This window comes from Nonomuraea sp. 3-1Str, assembly GCF_031570565.1.
GTDB lineage: Bacteria > Actinomycetota > Actinomycetes > Streptosporangiales > Streptosporangiaceae > Nonomuraea.
In genome coordinates this window covers 64,629-84,427 of sequence record NZ_JALHBK010000003.1, presented here as the reverse complement: position 1 = coordinate 84,427, position 19,799 = coordinate 64,629, and the positions used below count along the sequence as shown (strand labels likewise).

The window sequence follows — 19,799 nt, the reverse complement described above, 5'->3', positions numbered from 1 at the left end:
TTGAGCGAGGAGGGCCGTTGAGCCGGGAGGGGCCGCGCAGGCCCACAGCTGAGGAGATCGGCCTGCTGCTGGCCGGCGCGCCCGCCAGCCGCACCCGCACCGAGGTGGCGGCCGGCGCCGGAGTGCCCCAGGAGCTGGCCGAGCGGGTCTGGCGCGCCCTGGGCTTCCCCACCCACGCCGACGACGCCGTCGCGTTCTCCGAGGCCGACGTGGCCGCCCTGACGCGGGTGCGGACGATGCTCGACCGCGGCCTGCTGGACGAGCCCACGGTCGTCCGCATGGCCCGTGCCCTCGGCCAGACCACGGCCCGGCTGGCCCAGTGGCAGGCCGAGATCATCATCGGCCACCTGCTGCCCGCGGAGGGCGAGCCGTCCGACGACGACGTGGCGCGCGTGTTCGACACGGCCCGCGCGCTGCTGCCCGACTTCGAGCACCTCCTCGTGCACGTCTGGCGGGCCCAGCTCGCCGCCGCGGGCACGCGCCTGCTGGCCATGGCCGACCTGCGCCCCGAGACCGCCCCTGACCCGCGCCCCGAGACCGCGCCGGGCCGCGTGGCGACGCCCGAGGCCGCGCCGGGCCGCGTGGCGATGGCCGTGGGCTTCGCCGACCTCGTGGCGTTCACCAGGCGGGCCAGGGAGCTGGACGAGCGGGAGCTGGCCGACCTGGTGGAGGGGTTCGAGGCGCGGGCGGCCGACATCGTTGCGGCCCACGGCGCCCGGCTGGTCAAGACCCTCGGCGACGAGGTGCTCTTCACCGCCCCCACCCCGGCGCGGGCCGCCGCCATCGCGCTCGACCTGGCCGGCACGGCCGAGCTGCGCATCGGGATGGCGTACGGGCCGGTGGTGCCGATGATGGGCGACGTCTACGGCACCACGGTCAACCTGGCGGCCCGCCTCACCGCCATCGCCAGGCCCGGCACGGTCGTCGTCGACTCCGGCCTGGCCGAGGGACTGGCGGGCGAGCCGGGATTCGAGGTGCGCGGCATGCGGCGCAGGACCGCCCGGGGTCTCGGCGTGGTGCGCCCCCATCTCTTGCGGCGATCATCCTCCTGACGCAGGATGGCTGCCATGCCGTACGAAGTGCGGGGCGTCATCGCCCGAGGTAAAGGCCGGGAAGTCTCCGTCGAGAACGTGATCGTGCCCGATCCCGGGCCGGGGGAGGCCGTCGTCGCCGTGCAGGCGTGCGGGGTGTGCCACACCGACCTCCACTACCGGGAGGGCGGCATCAGCGACGACTTCCCGTTCCTGCTCGGCCACGAGGCGGCGGGCGTCGTGGAGGCCGTCGGCGAGGGCGTGACCGGGGTCGAGCCGGGCGACTTCGTCATCCTCAACTGGCGGGCGGTGTGCGGCCAGTGCCGCGCCTGCCTGCGCGGCCGGCCGTGGTACTGCTTCGCCACCCACAACGCCACCCAGAAGATGACGCTGGAGGACGGCACCGAGCTGTCGCCCGCGCTCGGCATCGGCGCGTTCCTCGGCAAGACCCTCGTGGCGGCGGGCCAGTGCACCAAGGTCTCGCCCGAGGCGCCGGCGGCCGTCGCCGGCCTGCTGGGCTGCGGCGTCATGGCGGGGCTCGGCGCCGCGATCAACACCGGCGGCGTCACGCGCGGCGACTCGGTCGCGGTCATCGGATGCGGCGGGGTCGGCGGGGCGGCCGTCCTGGGCGCCTCGCTGGCCGGCGCGTCGAAGATCATCGCCATCGACGTGGACGACCGCAAGCTGGGCTGGGCCCGCGACTTCGGGGCCACCCACACGGTCAACTCCCGCGAGAGCGACCCGGTCGAGGCCGTGCGCGACCTCACGGGCGGGTTCGGGGCCGACGTGGTCATCGAGGCGGTCGGCCGGCCCGAGACGTACAAGCAGGCCTTCTACGCCCGCGACCTGGCCGGCACGGTCGTGCTCGTCGGGGTGCCCACCCCGGAGATGACGCTGGAGCTGCCGCTGCTCGACGTCTTCGGCCGCGGCGGGGCGCTGAAGTCCTCCTGGTACGGCGACTGCCTGCCGAGCCGCGACTTCCCCATGCTCATCGACCTCTACCTGCAGGGCCGGCTGCCGCTCGACAAGTTCGTCACCGAGACCATCGCGCTCGACGAGGTCGAGGAGGCGTTCGCCAAGATGGGCCGCGGCGAGGTGCTGCGATCGGTGGTGGTCCTCTAAATGCTCGACAAGGTCATCACTTCGGGGACGTTCACGCTCGACGGCGGTACCTGGGACGTCGACAACAACGTCTGGCTGGCCGGTGACGCGCGCCGGGTGCTCGTCATCGACGCCGCCCACGACGCCCGCGCCATCGCCGAGCGCGTCGGCGGGCGCACCGTCACCGCCATCGTCTGCACGCACGCGCACAACGACCACATCAACGCCGCCCGTGAGCTGGCCGAGCTGACAGGCGCGCCGATCCGGCTGCACCCCGCCGACCAGGTGCTCTGGGAGCAGGTGTACGGCGACGCGGTGCCGTACGAGCCGCTGGCCGACGGCGAGAAGCTGGAGGCGGGCGGCGTCACGCTGGAGGTGCTGCACACCCCCGGCCACTCCCCGGGCGCGGTGTGCCTGCACGCGCCCGACCTGGGCGTGCTGTTCAGCGGCGACACCCTGTTCAAGGGCGGGCCCGGCGCGACCGGCCGGTCCTACTCCTCGTTCGACACGATCATCGCCTCGATCCGCGACCGGCTGCTGACGCTGCCGCCCGAGACCGTCGTCCACACCGGCCACGGCGAGTCCACCTCCATCCGCGCCGAGGCCCCCCACCTGGAGGAATGGCTGGCCAGAGGACACTGAACCCTTACCTCGGTGTGGCGGAGGTAACGTAGGCAAGCCTTACCAAACTGGGTTACATTAGGCATGCCTAACCTACGGACCGTCCAGAGAGTGAGGCTTCCCCCGCATGTACGTGTGCGTCTGTCGTGCCGTGACCGAGAACGAGGTGCACGACTGCATCGCCGCTGGCGCGCGCAGCGCCCGGCAGGTGCGCGACACCACTGGTGCCGGTGGGGACTGTGCCTCTTGTGTCCGGAAAATCTGTGCGATGCTGAAACGGTCTGAGGAACTGACGACCGCATAGCACGAGGGGCCCGTACATGCAGGGCGACAAGCAGATCATCGAGTTGCTCAACGAGCAGCTGACGGCGGAGCTGACCGCCATCAACCAGTACTTCCTGCACGCCAAGATGCAGGAGAACTGGGGCTACACGAAGCTGGCCAAGCACACCCGCGACGAGTCGTTCGAGGAGATGCGGCACGCCGAGCGCCTGACGGACCGCATCCTCTTCCTCGAAGGGCTGCCCAACTACCAGCGGCTCGGCACGCTGCACATCGGGCAGACCGTCGAGGAGCAGCTCAAGGCCGACCTGGAGATCGAGTTGTCGGTGGTGCAGCGGCTGCGCCCGGCCATCCAGCTCATGCGCGAGAAGGGTGATGTCACCTCGGCCCGCATCTTCGAGGAGATCCTGGCCGACGAGGAGCACCACATCGACTACCTGGAGACGGAGCTGGCGCTCATCCACAGCCTGGGCGAGCAGCTCTACCTCGCCCGCTACACGGAGCCGTCGACCGTCTGACGCCCGTTCGCGCGACACGCCCGCCGGGGCCCCCTCCGGCGGGCGTCGCCGTCTCCGGGCGGGGTGCGCGCCGCCGGAGGCACAGGACACGGCCGTACATTCCCGGACGGATTTTATGAACGACACGCCCGAGTGCGACACGCCCGGCCCGGTACGCCATTTCGCGCCGCTGGACGCGCTCATTCGCCGTCCCGGCCGCTAATCGCGGTAATTTAAGCCCGGCTAACCGATATTTATCAGCGTTTGCCCAGGTCAATGGATAGGTCAACGACAAGTCAAACCGTGCGCTGTGCCCGGGAAACGATCGCTTAAGGTCCTACGATCGCTTCATGACCTGCGTACTTCTCGCCGAGGATGACACCTCGATTTCCGAGCCGCTCGCGCGCGCGCTTCGCCGTGAGGGCTATCAGGTTGAGGTGAGCCCCGACGGCCCGCAGGCCCTGGAAAGGGCTCTGTCGGGGGGCATCGACCTGATCGTTCTTGACCTCGGCCTGCCAGAGATGGACGGGCTGGAGGTCGCCCGCCGGATCCGCGCCGAAGGACACGGCACTCCGGTTCTCATACTCACCGCCCGCGTCGACGAGGTCGACACGGTCGTCGGCCTCGACGCCGGCGCCGACGACTACGTCACCAAGCCGTTCCGCCTGGCCGAACTGCTCGCCCGGGTGCGCGCGCTGCTGCGCCGAGGCACGTCCGAGACCCCGGTGGTCCAGGGCGTCCGCATCGACGCGGACTCCCGCCGCGCCTGGATGGGGGAGAAGGAGCTGCATCTGACGACCAAGGAGTTCGACCTGCTGCGCGTGCTGGTCCGCGACGCCGGCAAGGTGGTCACCCGCGAGCAGATCATGCGCGAGGTGTGGGACACCAACTGGTGGGGCTCGACCAAGACGCTCGACATGCACATCTCGTGGCTGCGCCGCAAGCTCGGCGACGACGCGGCGAAGCCCCGCTACATCACCACCGTCCGGGGAGTCGGCTTCCGCTTCGAACGCGAGTAGGCGATGCGCCGCCGCCTGCTCACTTCCACTCTGGTCGTCGCGGTCATCGCGGTCCTGCTGCTGGGGGTCCCCCTGGGCATCGTGGTCAGCCGCCTGATCGTGGACGAGGCGGCCCAGGAGCTCAGGGCGGAGGCGACGCGACTGGTGGGGGAGGTGGAGTACTCCCGCATCCAGGAGACGCCGCTGGACCCTCAGCAGCTCGAACAGAAGTATCCCGGCCGCTACATCCAGATCTACGAACGAGCGAACCCTCCCAAGGCGACCATCGTCGGCACGGCGTCGCCGCCGGGCCACCAGATGGCCGAGGACGCCCAGTCCGAGAACGGCATCTATGTGCGGGTGAGCCGCGACCGGGACCAGGTCGAGCAGGATGTCCGGGCGCGCCTGCTGCTGATCGTGGCCCTCGCCGTCGCGGCTCTGGCCGTGGCCGTCGGCCTGGCCATCGTGCAGTCTCGCCGGTTGACGCTGCCGCTGCTGGACCTGGCGAAGATAGCCGAGCGGCTCGGCTCCGGCGACGCCCGGCCGAGCAGACACCGCTACGGCATACCCGAGCTCGACCAGGTCGCGGAGGTGCTCGACCGCAGTGCCACCCGCATCTCCGACCTGCTCACCCGGGAGCGGGAGTTCGCCACCGACGCCTCCCACCAGCTGCGCACCCCGCTGACGGGGCTGACCATGCGCCTGGAGGAGATCGTCGCCGCCTCCGACCAGCCCACGGTGGTCCGTGAGGAGGGCGAGGCCGCCATCGTCCAGGCCGAACGGCTCACGGCCGTCATCGACGAGCTGCTCGCCGCGGCCCGCCGCCAGCGGCACGCCCAGGCGGAGCCCGTCTCCATCGACGAGGTGCTGATCCAGCAGATCACCGAGTGGGAGCCGGTGTTCCGCGGCTGCGACCGCACGCTGCTCCTGGAGGGCACCCGCGGGCTCAAGGCGCTGGCCACCACCGGCGGCTTCGGGCAGGTCATCGCCACCCTGCTGGAGAACTCACTGCGTCACGGCGGGGGCACCGTCATAGTCACGACCACGCAGGGCGACAGCTACATCGTGATCGAGGTGGCCGACGAGGGGCCCGGCATCGCCGACGACATCGCGCCCAAGGTCTTCGAGCGGAACGTGAGCGGGGGAGGCGGCACGGGTCTCGGCCTGACGCTGGCCCGCGCCCTGGCCGCCGCCGACGGGGGCCGGCTGGAGCTGGTGCGCCGCCGCCCGGCGACGTTCGCGATCTTCCTGCGGCCGGTGGAGGAGAACAACCGGACGCGGGTGGTCAGCGGGCCCGCCTGACCGTGCCTCCCGCCTGACCGTGCCTGGCGTCAGCGCTCCTGGCGGACCTCGGTGTCGGGCAGCTCGGCCGGGATCGGGTCGGTGGCCTCCAGGAACACCCACCGCTTGTACGACCAGTAGCGGAACAGCGTGCCGAGCCCGACGCCGACGATGTTGGCGACGTTGAGGCTGAACAGGTCGTGCAGGTGCAGGGTGTACTTGGTGAAGCCGATCACCAGCACACCGAACAGCAGCGCGATGCCGTTGAGCAGGAAGAACAGGAAGTACTCGCGGCGCAGGCCGCTCTGCTCGCGGTGGCGGAACGTCCAGAACCGGTTGCCCGCGTACGCGAAGGTGGCCGAGATGGCCGTGGCCAGCACCTTGGACGTCATCGGCCCCCAGTCAAGGACGAGAAGGGCGTTGTAGATCCCCGTGTCGATGACGAACGCCGCGATGCCGATCAGCCCGAACTTGGTCAGCTCGTGCAGCAAGGACGAGAACCGCTGGTAAAGGACCCTGATCACATCCACGTCTCCGGCTCGGTCCTCTCCTGCTCCGCGTCCTGACCGCCTGGTGTCCGCGTATGTGACAACTTGCCCACGGCCGGGCTGACCACACCAGCGTACTGGCCGTGGCCCCACGCACGGGCCGGAGCGGTGAAGATCGGGACCCCTACCAACACCCCCCTGAATATCGGCTTATGCACGGACAAATGCGGATCATGAGTATTACGCTGCGGAGGCAGACCGCCGGCGGGCCACGCGCGCCGGTGTCGGGCTCAGACGGACCGCCGTTCCCACGGCCATGACCTTCGGGACCCCACCGTGCCGTTACGACCGCTCGTGCTGCTCGCCGTTCTGTCCGTATGCGCGGCGGGATGCGCGGGTACGGCCCCCGCCGACACCGGTGGCACCGTGGCGGCCGAGCAGCAGCCGCTCCCGGCCCAGGAGTCCCCGCCGCCGCGGGTGGACCCGTCCACGGCCGAGCCGGCGTTCGGTGTGCTCACCGAGCTCGACGAGGCGTGGAAACGGCGTGACTGCGCCGCCGTCGCCGGGCTCACCACGTGGGCCGAGAAGCCGCTGGGCGGCCGTGCCTGCAAGGGCACCCGGAACGGCCGCCCAGCTCTCTACAGCGAGCCGGAGTTCTTCCTGCCGGAGGAGGGTGGCTGGTTCGCGGCGCTGGCGAGGAAACCGTCGCCCGCGTACTTCGTGTTCGTGTTCGAGGACGGTCGCTGGCGGCTCGGCGCGGGCCCGATCCCCGCGCGCGGCAAGCCCGTCCGTCCCGGCGACGCCGGCGTCACGGCCGGGCCGGACCTGGCCACCGAGGCGCGGCTCGTGCCGCAGCGCCACCTCACGTACCTGACCGACCCGGCCGGCGTGAACGGCGTGCGCTTCCCCTCCGGCGACCCCGTGCGCGGGCTGCTGGACGAGATCGTCAGCCGGCCCGCCCAGGTCAGGCCGGACCGGCTGGCCATCGACGTCGAGCTGGTCGAGGGCCCGCCGCGTGCCGTCGTGCTGTCGGCCGAGTCCATGCTGGTCTTCGACGTCGTACGGCTCACCTACCGGCAGCGGCCCAAGGCCGGGAGGGCGGCGCTCAGGCACCCTCTGAAGGGGCTGTCGCCGGAGGGGACGGAGCTGGTGGAGCTGGCCAGCGTGCTCACCGCCGCCGACGGCCTCACGACCGTCGGCGTGCGCCGCGGCCCGGCGGGCTGACCCGGGCCGGGCCGAGCTCGGAAAGGCCGGGTAAGCTCACGACACGTGAGTTCCTACCGCCCCATCGGCCCGGTCGTCGGCGTGGTCGGCGCCGGTCAGCTCGCCCGGATGACCCAGCAGCCCGCCATCGCGCTCGGCGTGGAGCTGCGGGTGCTGGCCAACTCGGCCGACGAGAGCGCCGCCCGGGTGATCGTCGACACGCGGATCGGCGACTACCGCGACCTGTCCGACCTGCGCGACTTCGCCAAGGGCTGCGACGCGATCACCTTCGACCACGAGCACGTGCCGACCGAGCACATCAGGGCGCTCGCCGCCGACGGCGTCACCGTCCACCCCGGCGCCGACGCGCTCGTCCACGCGCAGGACAAGGCCGTCATGCGGGAGCGGCTGACCGCCATCGGCGCGCCCTGCCCCGCCTGGGCCCGTGTCTCCGGCGTCGAGGACGTCACCCGCTTCGCCGGGGAGCACGGCTGGCCGGTGGTGCTCAAGGCGGTCAGAGGCGGCTACGACGGCCGGGGCGTGTGGGTGTGCCGCTCGGCCGAGGACGCCGCCGAGGCGTTCGCCGGCGGCGTGCCGCTGATGGCCGAGGCGTTCGTGCCGTTCCAGCGGGAGCTGGCCGTCCTCGTGGCCCGCTCGCCGCACGGCCAGGGCGTCAGCTACCCCGTCGTGGAGACCGTCCAGCAGGACGGCATCTGCGTCGAGGTGCTCGCCCCCGCGCCCGGCCTCGACCCGGAGCGGGCCGCGCAGGCGCAGAACATCGCGCTGCGCATCGCCCAGGAGCTGGACGTGACCGGGCTGCTCGCCGTGGAGCTGTTCGACTCGGGCGACGGGCTGGTGGTCAACGAGCTGGCCATGCGCCCCCACAACAGCGGCCACTGGACCATCGAGGGCGCGCGCACGTCCCAGTTCGAGCAGCACCTGCGGGCCGTGCTCGACCTGCCGCTCGGCTCGCCGGCCATGACCGCGCCGGTCGTCGTCATGGCCAACCTGCTCGGCGGCGACGACCCCGACCTGTTCAAGCGGTACGAGCACGTGATGGCCCACGACCCGGGCGTCAAGGTGCACTTCTACGGCAAGCAGGTCCGGCCCGGCCGCAAGATCGGCCACGTGACCGCGCTGGGCGACGACCTCGACGAGGTCCGCGCCCGCGCCCGGCACGCCGCCGTCTACCTGACCACGGGGGAGTACACATGACCATCGGCACGGTCGGCGCTGCCGGCACCATCGGCATCGTCATGGGCAGTGACTCCGACTGGCCCGTCATGCGGGCGGCGGCCGAGGCCGTGGCCGAGTTCGGCGTGCCGTTCGAGGCCGACGTGGTGTCAGCGCACCGGATGCCGGCCGAGATGATCGACTACGGCCGGCAGGCGGCCGGGCGCGGGCTCAAGGTCATCATCGCCGGGGCGGGCGGCGCGGCCCACCTGCCCGGCATGCTCGCCTCGGTGACGCCGCTGCCGGTGATCGGGGTGCCGGTGCCGCTGAAGTACCTCGACGGGATGGACTCGCTGCTGTCGATCGTGCAGATGCCCGCCGGGGTGCCGGTGGCGACGGTCGCCGTGGGCGGGGCGCGCAACGCGGGGCTGCTGGCCGTACGCATCCTGGGGGCCTCGGACCCGGAGCTCCGGCGGCGCATGGAGGAGTTCCAGGGCAGGCTGAAGGAGCAGGCTTACGCCAAGGGCGAGAAGCTCCGCCAGGAGGCGGCGGAGCTCCGCTGACCTCACCTCCGGAGGCCCCTGCTCGTACGTGGGGACCTCCGGTGCTTCTTGCAGGCCGGGAGCGGCTTCTCCTGGGTTAGGGGCGGCCGAGGGCGCGGTAGTGCCAGCCGGCGGAGCGCCACGCCTCCGCGTTGAGCGCGTTGCGGCCGTCAACGATCCGGCGGGTCGCCACGGCGGAGCCCAGCTCCTCCGGGTCCAGCTCCACGAACTCCTGCCACTCGGTCAGCAGCAGCACCACGTGGGCGCCGCGGACCGCCTCCAGGGCCGACTCGCCGTACTTGAGCTCCGGGTGCGCCTTGCGGGCGTTGCCCAGCGCGATCGGGTCGTACACCGTGACCCGGCCGCCCTGGTGGCCGATCGTGACCGCCACGTCGAGCGCGGGGGAGTCGCGGATGTCGTCGGAGTTCGGCTTGAAGGCGGCGCCCAGGACGCCGACCGTGCAGCCGTGGAACGAGCCGCCCGCCAGCTCGCGGGCCAGGTCCACCATGCGGGCGCGGCGGCGCATGTTGATCGCGTCCACCTCGCGGAGGAACGTCAGCGCCTGGTCGGCGCCCAGCTCGCCGGCCCGGGCCATGAACGCCCGGATGTCCTTGGGCAGGCAGCCGCCGCCGAAGCCGAGCCCGGCGTTGAGGAACCGGCCGCCGATGCGGTCGTCGTACGACAGCGCCTCGGAGAGCTGCTTGACGTCGGCGTGGGCGGCCTCGCAGACCTCGGCCATGGCGTTGATGAAGGAGATCTTCGTGGCGAGGAAGGCGTTGGCGGCGGTCTTGACCAGCTCGGCGGTCGCGAAGTCGGTGACGACCATGGGCACCTCGCCCAGTGGCTCGTACACCTCCCGCAGCATCTTCTCGGCGCGCTCGGAGCGGACACCGATGACGATGCGGTCCGGCTTGAGCGTGTCCTCGACGGCGTAGCCCTCGCGCAGGAACTCGGGGTTCCAGGCCAGCTCCGCCAGGACACCCGCCGGGGCGAGCCGGGCCAGCCTGTCGGCCAGCCGCCCGGCGGTCCCGACGGGCACGGTGGACTTGCCGACGACCAGGCACTCGCGGTTCAGGTACGGGGCGAGGGAGTCCACGGCGGCGTCCATGTAGGAGACGTCGGCCGCATACTCGCCGTGTTTCTGGGGAGTTCCGACGCAGATGAAGTGGACGTCCCCGAACTCGGCCACCTCCTCGTACGAGGTGGTGAAGCGCAGACGGCCCGAATCGAGGCCGCGGCGCAGGACGGATTCCAGGCCGGGCTCGTGGATCGGCAGCTCACCGCTGTTGAGCCGATTGATCTTGTCGGCGTCGATGTCGAGGCCCAGGACGTCGAATCCGAGGTCCGCCATGCAGGCCGCATGGGTGATGCCCAGGTATCCGGTCCCGATCACCGTGAGGCGATATGGCACGTGTGAGCTCCTTTCGATCGCCAGGCATGTTACCGGCCCGCGTTATCTCGTTCTGTGCCACCTGTGCCATTTCACAAACCGTACTGACTAGTAACAAACTGGTCGGACATCCTAGTATCTGGGTATGAGCTTCCCTCTCTACGCGCCCGCCGAAGAGCACGACATGCTCAGGGAGACGGTCCGGGCCCTCGCCGACGAGAAGATCGCCCCTCAAGCCGCCGCGGCTGACGAGGCCGGCGAGTTCCCCTGGGACGTCTACAAGGCCCTCGTCGCGGCGGACCTGCACGCCGTCCACGTCCCCGAGCAGTACGGCGGCGCGGGGGCGGACGCGCTCGCCACCGTCATCGTCATCGAGGAGGTGGCGCGCGCCTGCGCCTCGTCCTCGCTCATCCCGGCCGTCAACAAGCTCGGCACCGTGCCGCTGCTCCTGTCGGCCTCCGAGGAGCTCAAGGCCCACTACCTCGCGCCGGTCGCGCGGGGGGACGCGATGTTCTCGTACGCCCTGTCGGAGCCCGAGGCCGGCTCGGACGCGGCGGCCATGAAGACCCGCGCCGTGCTCGACGGCGACCACTACGTCCTCAACGGCACCAAGATGTGGATCACCAACGCCGGTGTGTCCGAGTACTACACGGTCATGGCCGTCACGGACCCGTCGGCCGGGGCGCGCGGCATCTCGGCGTTCGTCGTGGAGAAGTCGGACGAGGGCGTCTCCTTCGGGCCGAAGGAGCGCAAGCTCGGCATCAAGGCGTCGCCGACCCGCCAGGTCATCATGGACAACGTCCGCATCCCGGCCTCCCGCATGATCGGCGACCCCGGCACAGGCTTCAAGACCGCCCTGGCCACGCTCGACCACACCCGCGTCACCATCGCCGCCCAGGCCCTCGGCATCGCCCAGGGGGCGCTGGACTTCGCGATCGGGTACGTCAAGGAGCGCAAGCAGTTCGGCCGCGCGGTCGCCGACTTCCAGGGCGTGCAGTTCATGCTGGCCGACATGGCCATGAAACTGGAGGCGGCGCGGCAGCTCACCTACCACGCGGCGGCCAAGTCGGAGCTCGCCATGCACGGCCGGCCGCAGAAGGACCTCACGTTCCTGTCGAGCGCCGCCAAGTGCGCCGCCTCGGACGCCGCCATGGAGATCACCACGGACGCGGTGCAACTGCTGGGCGGGTACGGGTACACGAAGGACTTCCCGGTGGAACGCATGATGCGCGACGCCAAGATCACCCAGATCTACGAGGGCACCAACCAGATCCAGCGCATGGTGATGGCCAGGCAGCTCCTCAAGTAGGTCCATGACCTGCAGAAACCCGGGGCTGGGCGCGTACGGCCCCGGGTTTTGGTGTATCAGTCGAGCGGTTCGGAAGAGCGCTGTTCCGTCGCTGTTCCGTGATCACCGGGCAGGAGGGCCCGTGAGGTGTCATGATCGCAGCCGTGGACATCGACGGCTTCTGGGAACTGGTGGAGCGTTCGGCCCGCGAGACCGAGACCCGGCAGGCGCGAGTGGCATGGCTGAAGGATCAGCTCTCCGGCCTGTCCGCCGAGGAGGTCGTGGACTTCAAGGCCTTGTTCACGGTGTGCGCCAACCGGGCCTGCTCCTGGGACATGTACGCGGCGTTCTGGACCGTCACCGGATTCGGGTCGTCCGATGGTTTCGAGTACTTCGTGAACTGGCTGATCAGCCTGGGCCGTGACGCCTTCGAGAAGGTCGCCGGCTGTCCTGATCGGATCCTCGAGCTGCCGGAGGCGCAGCGCCTCCTCGAGTTGTCGAAGAACTTCTCTCACGAGAGGACGACCTGGAGCCGGGATGGCAGATTCAGCCTGAAGCGGGTCACTCGTATCCGGCGAGAAGTGTGGCCGGGTGAGGACGACCCCAGGTTCGAGTCCTTCGCCTACGTCACCTTCGAGCCCTACAGGCGGGCGACTGGCCTCGAAACGGACAGCTTGGGGAAGGCCGTTCGCGCACGAGGCGTCCGCAGCAAGTTTCCCTTTCTGACCTGCCACGCGGAGCCCGATGGCGAGGGGTGGGATTTCGACGACGAGGCAGAGTTCACTCGCCGTCTTCCACGGCTTGCACGGCACTACGGCCTTGCCTGATGACCCCTGGCAGAACGAAGCGGACCACACCGTTGGCGAGGTCCGCATGATAGGGGACGCGTCGAGTGTCAGCCGAGATCCTTGATCTCAATCCTGGTGGCCCGAGGCTGGAAAGCCGGTTATCGATCGCTTGCCTGGCACGCTCATGTGAGCCCGGCATCATGCGAGCGTAGACACGGGAACTGCTGCCGCCCTCCTCTGTCGGGCCTTGCCCTCGCATGACGCAGGCATCCAGCACGATGCCGAAGGGGACCAACCATCAGATGGCGTCTCCCCCCGAGGGCCTTCTTGACACCGTCGTAACCGTGCAGGCACCGCGTTCGGTGCCGCGCACGCTCCAACTGTCGATGCCCCGGCATTTGGCGTGGGATCACACCCCTGGCTGAGCAGTTCCTGCTCGCTCAGCACGGCCAAGGCATCCTCTTGCACGCTGGCGGGCGATCCGCTATTGGCGCCAGTAGAGATACGGGCTCCACACGCCCGATGCTCACAGAAGACCACCTGCTCCGTCACCGAAAAGGATCTTTACACAAGATCGCAACACATGTGATGATCACTCCGTTTTGCCACTTTTGTTCGAAAGGCTGGAGTGAACACATCACGAACAGCGTCGGGCTTACCCGTCCGGACGCGCCGTCGCGTTGCCCTGCTCGCGGCTCTGACGCTGCCGCTCGCGTCAATGAGCGCACCGGCAATCGCTCAGGGCCCCACGCCACCCCCCACCACTACTCCTACAAGCAGCCCCACGACGCCCCCACCAAGCACGCCCTCCACCCCCACCAGCAAAGCGCTGACGCAGGCGAAGAAGGACAACCGTCGCGTCGAAATCGAGTCGCTACGCTCAGAAAATGCCACCGTCTACGCCAACCCCGACGGCAAGACCCTCCGGATGGAACTGCACAGCCAGCCAGTCCGGGTGAAGAACACTGACGGCAAGGGCTTCACCCCGATCGACACCACGCTCGTCGAGCAGGCCGGCGTGATCAAACCCAAGGCGATCAACGGCACCCTCACGCTGTCTGCAGGACAGGACAAGACCCTACTCAAGAGCCAAGCAACAGCAAGCGCCGACACAGCGAAGATCACCACACCCTCGACGTTGCCCAAGCCCACACTGAAGGGCAACACCGCGCGATACCCAGCCGCCTACGGCAAAGGCCGCGACCTGCTGGTGACCGCGACCGCGACCGGCTTCCGGCAGCAGGTTGTCATCACCGAACGGCCCACCGGCCCGGTCACCTTCAAAATGCCGGTGGCACTGCCCACCGGACTCTCCTTCAGCAAGAACGCTCAAGGCCAGCCCATCATCGTGGGTAAGGACAGCGAGACGTTGACCGAGGTGCGGCCAACGCTCCTGCAGGACGCCACGGCCGCCGACGCCTACGCCCCCATCGACGCGGGCAAGGTCGGCAAAGCCGCCATCAGCCTCGATGACGACGGTAAGTCGCTGGTGTTCACCCCGGACGCCACATTCCTGGCCGACCCTGCGGTCACCTACCCCGTGACCATGGCGGCCGTGGCAGCCGACTGGTGGGAGACCCACACCGGCGCAGGCGGTCTGCCCCAGCAGGGCTGGGACACCTTCGTCAACAACGCCGACTACCAGGACAGCTGGTACAACTTCAACCTGGACCGGATCCTGGTCGGCAAGTCCAACAGCGGCACCGTCCGCTGGCGCAGCTACATCAAGTTCCCCGACATGCCCGCCGAGTTCCGCGGCCTCAAGGTCCAGAACGCTGACCTGATCCTGTGGAACCATCTGTCCAACGACTGTGGGACCTACGTCGGCTCCGGGATCACCACCCGGCGGATCACGTCGGCCTGGGACGAAGCGACCATGACGTGGAACAGCCAGCCGTCGGTCACCTCCACGGGGCAGATCACCGAATATGCTGCCTACAGCCCCAACTGCACCAGTGGAGCCGCGAGCTGGGCAGGCAAAGAATGGGACCTGGTCTACTCGATCGACGAGATCGCCCAGGCTTGGTCGAACGGCGAAACCAACTACGGCGTCCAACTCACTGCCGGCAGCGAATCGGACAGCACCAACTGGCGCCGCTATCGGACCGACGAAGCAGGCGGCTGCAGGAGCACCCCGCTAGAGGCCTGTAAGGGGCAACTCCACCCACCCATCCTCACCGTCGACTTCCTGCTCCCGCCGAAGGCCTCCGTCGTGATGCTGGACGCGGGTGAGACAGCGCCGACCACGAAGGGAGAGATCGGCCAGCTGGCCGCACGCGGACGCGTATCGAACACTCTGCCTCAACCGGACCCCATCTCGGAGGCCGAGGCGGCGGAGTACCGCCGCAACAGCGACCAGGACTACGTCGCCTCGCCGGAGGACGTTGAGGCACCACTGCCGCCACCGACGGACGACCTAGCCGGCCGCTGGTCCTTCGACGAGGCTTCCGGCACCCAAGCGGCCGACGCGTCAGGGAACGGGCATCACGCCACCGTCAACAGCGGAACCTCCTGGACACCCGGCGTCAGAGGTTCGGCCGTGACTAACATCGCCGCGACCACCGGATCGAGGCCGAAGCCGGAGGGCCCACAGGCTGCACGAGCGATGGCATCCGGTCTCGCCGCAGGTCAAGGCCGCGACGTGGAGGTCACCGAAGAAACCACCGCCACCAGCATCACCTATGCCCTGCGAGACGGACGTTCGTTCAGAACAGAAGTCGCGGCCGGTCCGGTGCGGACCAAGCGCAACGGGGGGTGGGTGCCCATCGACACCACGCTGAGGACTCAGGACGGCAGATTGACGCCGAACGTGATCGCCGACGGTGTGGCTGTTGAGCTATCCGCTGGTGGCACGGATGCACTCGTCAAGATGACCGCCGATGGGAAGTCCTATGCGCTGCGCTGGCCGACGCCGTTGCCGAAGCCAATGGTCAAGGGCAGCGTCGCAACCTACACCGACGCGGCGGGAGTCGGCGCCGACCTGGTGGTGACGGTGTTGCCGACCGGGTTCCGGCACGAGGTGGTGCTGCGACAGAAGGCGTCGAAGCCGCTGGAGCTGCGCATCGGCGTAGACGACGACGGCCTGACCCTGACCGAGGGCATGGCCGGACGACTGCTGCTGAGGAGCAAGGACAAGAAGCTGGTCGCCTCGGCACCACAGCCGATCATGTGGGATGGCAGCGCCAAGGGCCGCTATCCGCTCGCCAAGACTTCCAAGGTCAACACCGAGGTGGTCACCAAGAATGGCCGCACTGAGCTGGTACTCAAACCCGATCACCAGTTCCTGACCGATTCCGCCACCACTTACCCGGTCCGGATTCAGCCGATGGCGGCGTCGACGAGCAGCGAGGACGTCACGCTCGCCAGCACCGACACGGTCGACTGGCCGGCGTCCCCCGGCAACCCGATCATGATCGCCGGCGTGCAGCAGACCCAGAAGATGCGCTCATACCTGCGCTTCCCCACAGGAAGTCTGCAGGGGCAGACGGTGACCGACGCGAAGGTGTCGCTGTACAACTTCGAAAGCTCGGCCTGCGGAGCGTCGGTCGGTGACGGCCTTCAGGTCCGCCGGGTGACCGGCGCCTGGGACACCGACAACCTCTACTGGGCAAACAAGCCGGCCGCGACCACCGAGGACGCGCAGACCAACAAGGCCGGATACGACCTGACCTGCTCCGGCGGGGCTCAGCGCCTGGAGTGGAACGTCACCGGCATCGCCCAGGACTGGGCCGCCGGAGCCGCCGACCACGGCCTGGTGGTGCAGTCACCGACCGAGGGCACCACGACCAACTGGCGCTACGTCACAGCCTCCGAAGACACCGACTTCAACCAGCCGCCCACACTGACCATCACCACCAGCGGACCCGCCTCGCAGCCGGTCGTCTCCAACCTCGCCATCACGCCGGCGCAGAGCGTGAACGGCGTCACCGTGACAACCTCATTGGCCCCGCAGCTTGCCGCGACCGTCGCCGACACGGCGAGCGGCCGTCTCACCGGCGAGTTCGAGGTCGAGCACGATCCGGCCGCGACCGGGCAGGGCTCCGGCCAGATCTGGGCCGGAGCCTCCGCGGTGGTCACCTCCGGCGGCCAGGCCACGGTGAGCGTCCCCGCCGGGAAGCTGGCCGACGGCTGGAAGATCCGCTGGCGGGCCCGCGCGTCCAACGCGACCGCCGCAACCACCTCGGCATGGTCCGCCTGGCAGATGGCCACAGTCGATGTCCCCAACCCCGCCGTGACCGGTCTCCAGGTGACACCCTCGACCCTGGTCGAGGGTGTCACTGTGAGCACCAGTGTCACGCCGAGCCTGCTCGCTACCGTCACCGACCCCGGTGGGCAGCCCGTCCGGGCCGAGTTTGAGATCGAGCACGACCCGGCTACTACCGGGCAGGGAACCGGCCAGATCTGGGCCGGCACCGTCGACAACATCGCCTCCGGCAGCCAGGCCAGTGCCACTGTTCCCGACGGGAAGCTGACCGACGGCTGGAAGATCCGCTGGCGCGCCCGCGCGGTGAATCCGAGCACCACCGTCGCCTCGCCCTGGGCGGGCTGGCAGAGCGTGATGATCGACGTCGCCGACCCGGTCTCCGAACCGGCGGTGACAGCCCTGCGAGTCGATCCATCGCAGGTCGTCGACGGGAAGACGCACACTGCCTCGCTCACCCCTAGCCTCCTGGCGCAGGTCTCCGACCCGGCCGGGGGGAGGCTCAGGGCCGAGTTCGAGGTCGAGCACGACCCGGCCGCTACCGGCCAGGGGACGGGCCAGATCTGGGCGGGTGGCGTCGATGACGTCGCCTCCGGCAGCCAGGCCAGTGCCACCATCCCCGCATCCACTCTGGCAGATGGCTGGCAGATCCGTTGGCGAGCCCGCGCCGTGTCGCCGACGGCGGCGTCGGCCTGGTCGGAGTGGCAATCGCTGGCCGTCGCTCTGCCCAAGCCGACCGTCAGCGGTCTCGCGGTCGTCCCCTCCGCCGTCATCGGCGGAACGACCGTGATCACCAGCCTCACCCCTGCATTCATGGCCACGGTCACGGATCCTGGAGGGCAGTCAGTCAGGGCTGAGTTCGAGGTCGACCACGACCCGGCGGCCACCGGCCAGGGCACGGGCCAGATCTGGGCCGGAGCCTCCGCGGTGGTCACCTCCGGCGGCCAGGCCACGGTGAGCGTCCCCGCCGGGAAGCTGGCCGACGGCTGGAAGATCCGCTGGCGCGCCCGCGCTGTCAACTCCGGGACCTCCACGGCCTCGCCATGGACCGGCTGGTCCAACGGCTCCATCGACCTGACACCCACCCAGGCGGCGCCCCTCGCCCAAACTTCAGGGTCGGTGATGCGGACCGATCAGGCATTCACTGTCGGCGCATGGCTCAAATGGGATGACAAAGACGGAGGCTATTCCGTCATCGAGCAAAGAGGAGAGCACCAAGCGGCCTTCACGCTCGGGAACGACCCCGAGCATGGCCTCGTCTTCACCTTCACCGGCAGCGACCAGGCGGCACCCGCAGTGGAAGGCGTCTTGTCCGGAGTTGAACCGCCTGTCGGCGAGTGGTTCCATCTCGCTGGCACATTCGACCCGGTCAGCAAGGTCGCGACCCTGTACCTCAATGGCAACTTCATCGGCACGTCGCAGCTCAGCTTCGCGTCTTGGAACGCGAGCGGGCCGACAATGCTGGGCGCCTCCATGAGAGGGATGCTCGACGAGACGTGGCTCTTCTCCCGCGCGCTCGAAAGCGGCGAGGTCTTCGCCCTGTACGACGGCAGCTCTGCATCGGCTGCCGAAGGCGCGGGCGTGGCGGCACGAGCCGCGGCTCCAGCGCCGCGCTATGACCGGGTGGATCCCGATGACTGCCGCAAGCTGCACGGCTGGCTCAAGCGCAGCTACGGCTACCTCAAGAACCGATACAGCGGCTGCTGGCGGCACGCCGTCCAGGTGATGGAACCCGACGACGAGGAGGACTCGGGTGACCGGGACGAAGTCCACGCGATGCAGTCGATCGACATCATGTTCGTCGCGAAGACCTGGTCAGGCCTGCGCGAACTGGAGAGCGCCTCGGCGCGCGACATCTGGTTCGACCTCTACATCGGCACGACCGGCAACGTCAATGACGTCTGGAACCGCGTCGAATCGGTCCTCCTCACCATCGGGATGGAACCGGCCCGCAGCCAGACCGCCTGCCAGCACGTCACCAGCTTCGGTGGGGCCACGCAGGTAAATCACCTGACGAAGTCTGTCGAGGACTGGACGGCCATGGGTGTCAAGGTCGGGGACACGACGACCCCTTGGAAAAAGGCCGGAACTTTCCGATTGACCGCGCCCCAGAGCGCGTCCCCCGACCCTGTGGACAACATCACCAGCTGCGACTTCCAGCCGTACGCCGCAATCAGTTTCGAGGACGAAGGCGACGACGACGGCGAATGGGTGGAGTGGCGTTACGGGACGACCCAGACCAAGATGCACGTCAGATGCGACAACGCGGAAGGCGTGTCCCGCCGCAAGGGCGGATGCATTCTTCCCGTCATCCCCTCGGTCCAGTGGAAACTCGGAAACAGCTACGACGCGGCCTACGTCCACTACTGGAGCGCCTGCTACAACAAGGCCGTGACCTTCCCGTACAACCCGCAGAAGACAATCCCGGGCTGCGCGGTGAACGGTACGGCACGTCCACCCGCCAACGCATATCTGGCCAGAACCGGCAGGACTCCCACCCAAAACCACGACCAACTCGTTGATAACATTCGTGCGAGGGCTGTCACTCGATGCCGCAGTCTGTGGCCGGGCTATGGCGCTGCTGGGCAGGAATGCGACGAGTACCCCTACGCCGCGGCGAGCAACCGGACTGTCGACACGGACAAGGCAGGCCACCTGTCCGTCTGTGCCATGCCCGGAGGAAAGACCGGGCCGAACCAGATCGCCGGCAAGGTGCTCAACCGGCTCTTCAACGAGGATCGGGTCATCTTCGAAGACCACTTCTTCAACCGGTTCGCCACCACACTGACCAATCCACCACGGATGGAGGATCACTGCTGGCCGGGCCATATCAACACCAGCTCGCCGTACTACACCGGCGTAGGATGATCTAGCCGACATCGGTGTCTTGACCGGCGCGGGATTCCGCGCCGGTC

15 protein-coding genes are annotated in these 19,799 nt (G+C 69.2%); 13 read left to right on the top strand and 2 right to left on the bottom strand.

What is annotated here, in order from left to right; genetic code table 11:
• Positions 1-17: 17 nt before the first annotated feature.
• From MTP10_RS07210 to MTP10_RS07180, 7 genes are all read left to right on the top strand, one after another.
• Entirely contained in the window at positions 18-1,052 is a 1,035-nt protein-coding gene (locus tag MTP10_RS07210) for an adenylate/guanylate cyclase domain-containing protein (protein ID WP_310708235.1), read from the top strand.
• Positions 1,053-1,067: 15 nt separating this feature from the next.
• Entirely contained in the window at positions 1,068-2,153 is a 1,086-nt protein-coding gene (locus MTP10_RS07205) for an S-(hydroxymethyl)mycothiol dehydrogenase (protein ID WP_310708234.1), read from the top strand.
• Positions 2,154-2,774 (top strand): MBL fold metallo-hydrolase, encoded by a 621-nt coding sequence (locus tag MTP10_RS07200; RefSeq protein ID WP_310708233.1) that lies wholly within the window; start codon positions 2,154-2,156, stop codon positions 2,772-2,774. It abuts the gene before it with no gap.
• A gap of 106 nt (positions 2,775-2,880) precedes the next feature.
• Positions 2,881-3,057, top strand: coding sequence for a (2Fe-2S)-binding protein (locus MTP10_RS07195; RefSeq protein ID WP_310708232.1), 177 nt, complete (start codon positions 2,881-2,883; stop codon positions 3,055-3,057).
• 16 nt (positions 3,058-3,073) lie between these two features.
• Entirely contained in the window at positions 3,074-3,553 is a 480-nt protein-coding gene (gene bfr, locus MTP10_RS07190) for a bacterioferritin (protein ID WP_310708231.1), read from the top strand.
• Positions 3,554-3,882: 329 nt separating this feature from the next.
• Positions 3,883-4,551, top strand: coding sequence for a response regulator transcription factor (locus MTP10_RS07185; RefSeq protein ID WP_043620820.1), 669 nt, complete (start codon positions 3,883-3,885; stop codon positions 4,549-4,551).
• 3 nt (positions 4,552-4,554) lie between these two features.
• Positions 4,555-5,832: an ATP-binding protein gene (locus MTP10_RS07180; RefSeq protein WP_310708230.1), complete on the top strand. Its 1,278-nt coding sequence runs from the start codon at positions 4,555-4,557 to the stop codon at positions 5,830-5,832.
• Between the two features lie 29 nt (positions 5,833-5,861).
• On the opposite strand, the gene MTP10_RS07175 is transcribed toward MTP10_RS07180, so the two are convergent.
• Positions 5,862-6,335 carry a GtrA family protein gene (locus tag MTP10_RS07175; RefSeq protein WP_310708229.1) on the bottom strand — a complete coding sequence of 158 codons (474 nt, stop codon included), beginning with the start codon at positions 6,333-6,335 and terminating at the stop codon, positions 5,862-5,864.
• A 300-nt stretch (positions 6,336-6,635) separates the two neighbouring features.
• Here MTP10_RS07175 and MTP10_RS07170 point away from each other — a divergent pair, with 300 nt between their 5' ends.
• Genes MTP10_RS07170 through purE form a run of 3 tightly spaced genes read left to right on the top strand, consistent with a single transcriptional unit; the run spans position 6,636 to position 9,238 of the window.
• Entirely contained in the window at positions 6,636-7,523 is an 888-nt protein-coding gene (locus MTP10_RS07170; protein ID WP_310708228.1) for a hypothetical protein, read from the top strand.
• Positions 7,524-7,568: 45 nt separating this feature from the next.
• Positions 7,569-8,717, top strand: a complete 1,149-nt coding sequence (locus MTP10_RS07165) for a 5-(carboxyamino)imidazole ribonucleotide synthase (protein ID WP_310708227.1) — start codon at positions 7,569-7,571, stop codon at positions 8,715-8,717.
• On the top strand, positions 8,714-9,238 hold the full coding sequence (gene purE, locus MTP10_RS07160) for a 5-(carboxyamino)imidazole ribonucleotide mutase (RefSeq protein ID WP_310708226.1): 525 nt from the start codon (positions 8,714-8,716) through the stop codon (positions 9,236-9,238). The genes MTP10_RS07165 and purE overlap by 4 nt, the downstream gene beginning before the upstream one ends.
• Positions 9,239-9,314: 76 nt before the next feature.
• On the opposite strand, the gene MTP10_RS07155 is transcribed toward purE, so the two are convergent.
• Positions 9,315-10,628: a UDP-glucose/GDP-mannose dehydrogenase family protein gene (locus MTP10_RS07155; protein ID WP_310708225.1), complete on the bottom strand. Its 1,314-nt coding sequence runs from the start codon at positions 10,626-10,628 to the stop codon at positions 9,315-9,317.
• Positions 10,629-10,752: 124 nt separating this feature from the next.
• Between MTP10_RS07155 and MTP10_RS07150 the strand changes: the two genes are divergently transcribed.
• From MTP10_RS07150 to MTP10_RS07140, 3 genes are all read left to right on the top strand, one after another.
• On the top strand, positions 10,753-11,916 hold the full coding sequence (locus MTP10_RS07150; RefSeq protein WP_310708224.1) for an acyl-CoA dehydrogenase family protein: 1,164 nt from the start codon (positions 10,753-10,755) through the stop codon (positions 11,914-11,916).
• Positions 11,917-12,059: 143 nt separating this feature from the next.
• On the top strand, positions 12,060-12,722 hold the full coding sequence (locus MTP10_RS07145; RefSeq protein ID WP_310708223.1) for a DUF4240 domain-containing protein: 663 nt from the start codon (positions 12,060-12,062) through the stop codon (positions 12,720-12,722).
• Positions 12,723-13,611: 889 nt separating this feature from the next.
• Positions 13,612-19,752, top strand: coding sequence for a DNRLRE domain-containing protein (locus MTP10_RS07140; protein ID WP_310708222.1), 6,141 nt, complete (start codon positions 13,612-13,614; stop codon positions 19,750-19,752).
• The last annotated feature ends 47 nt before the right edge of the window (positions 19,753-19,799 follow it).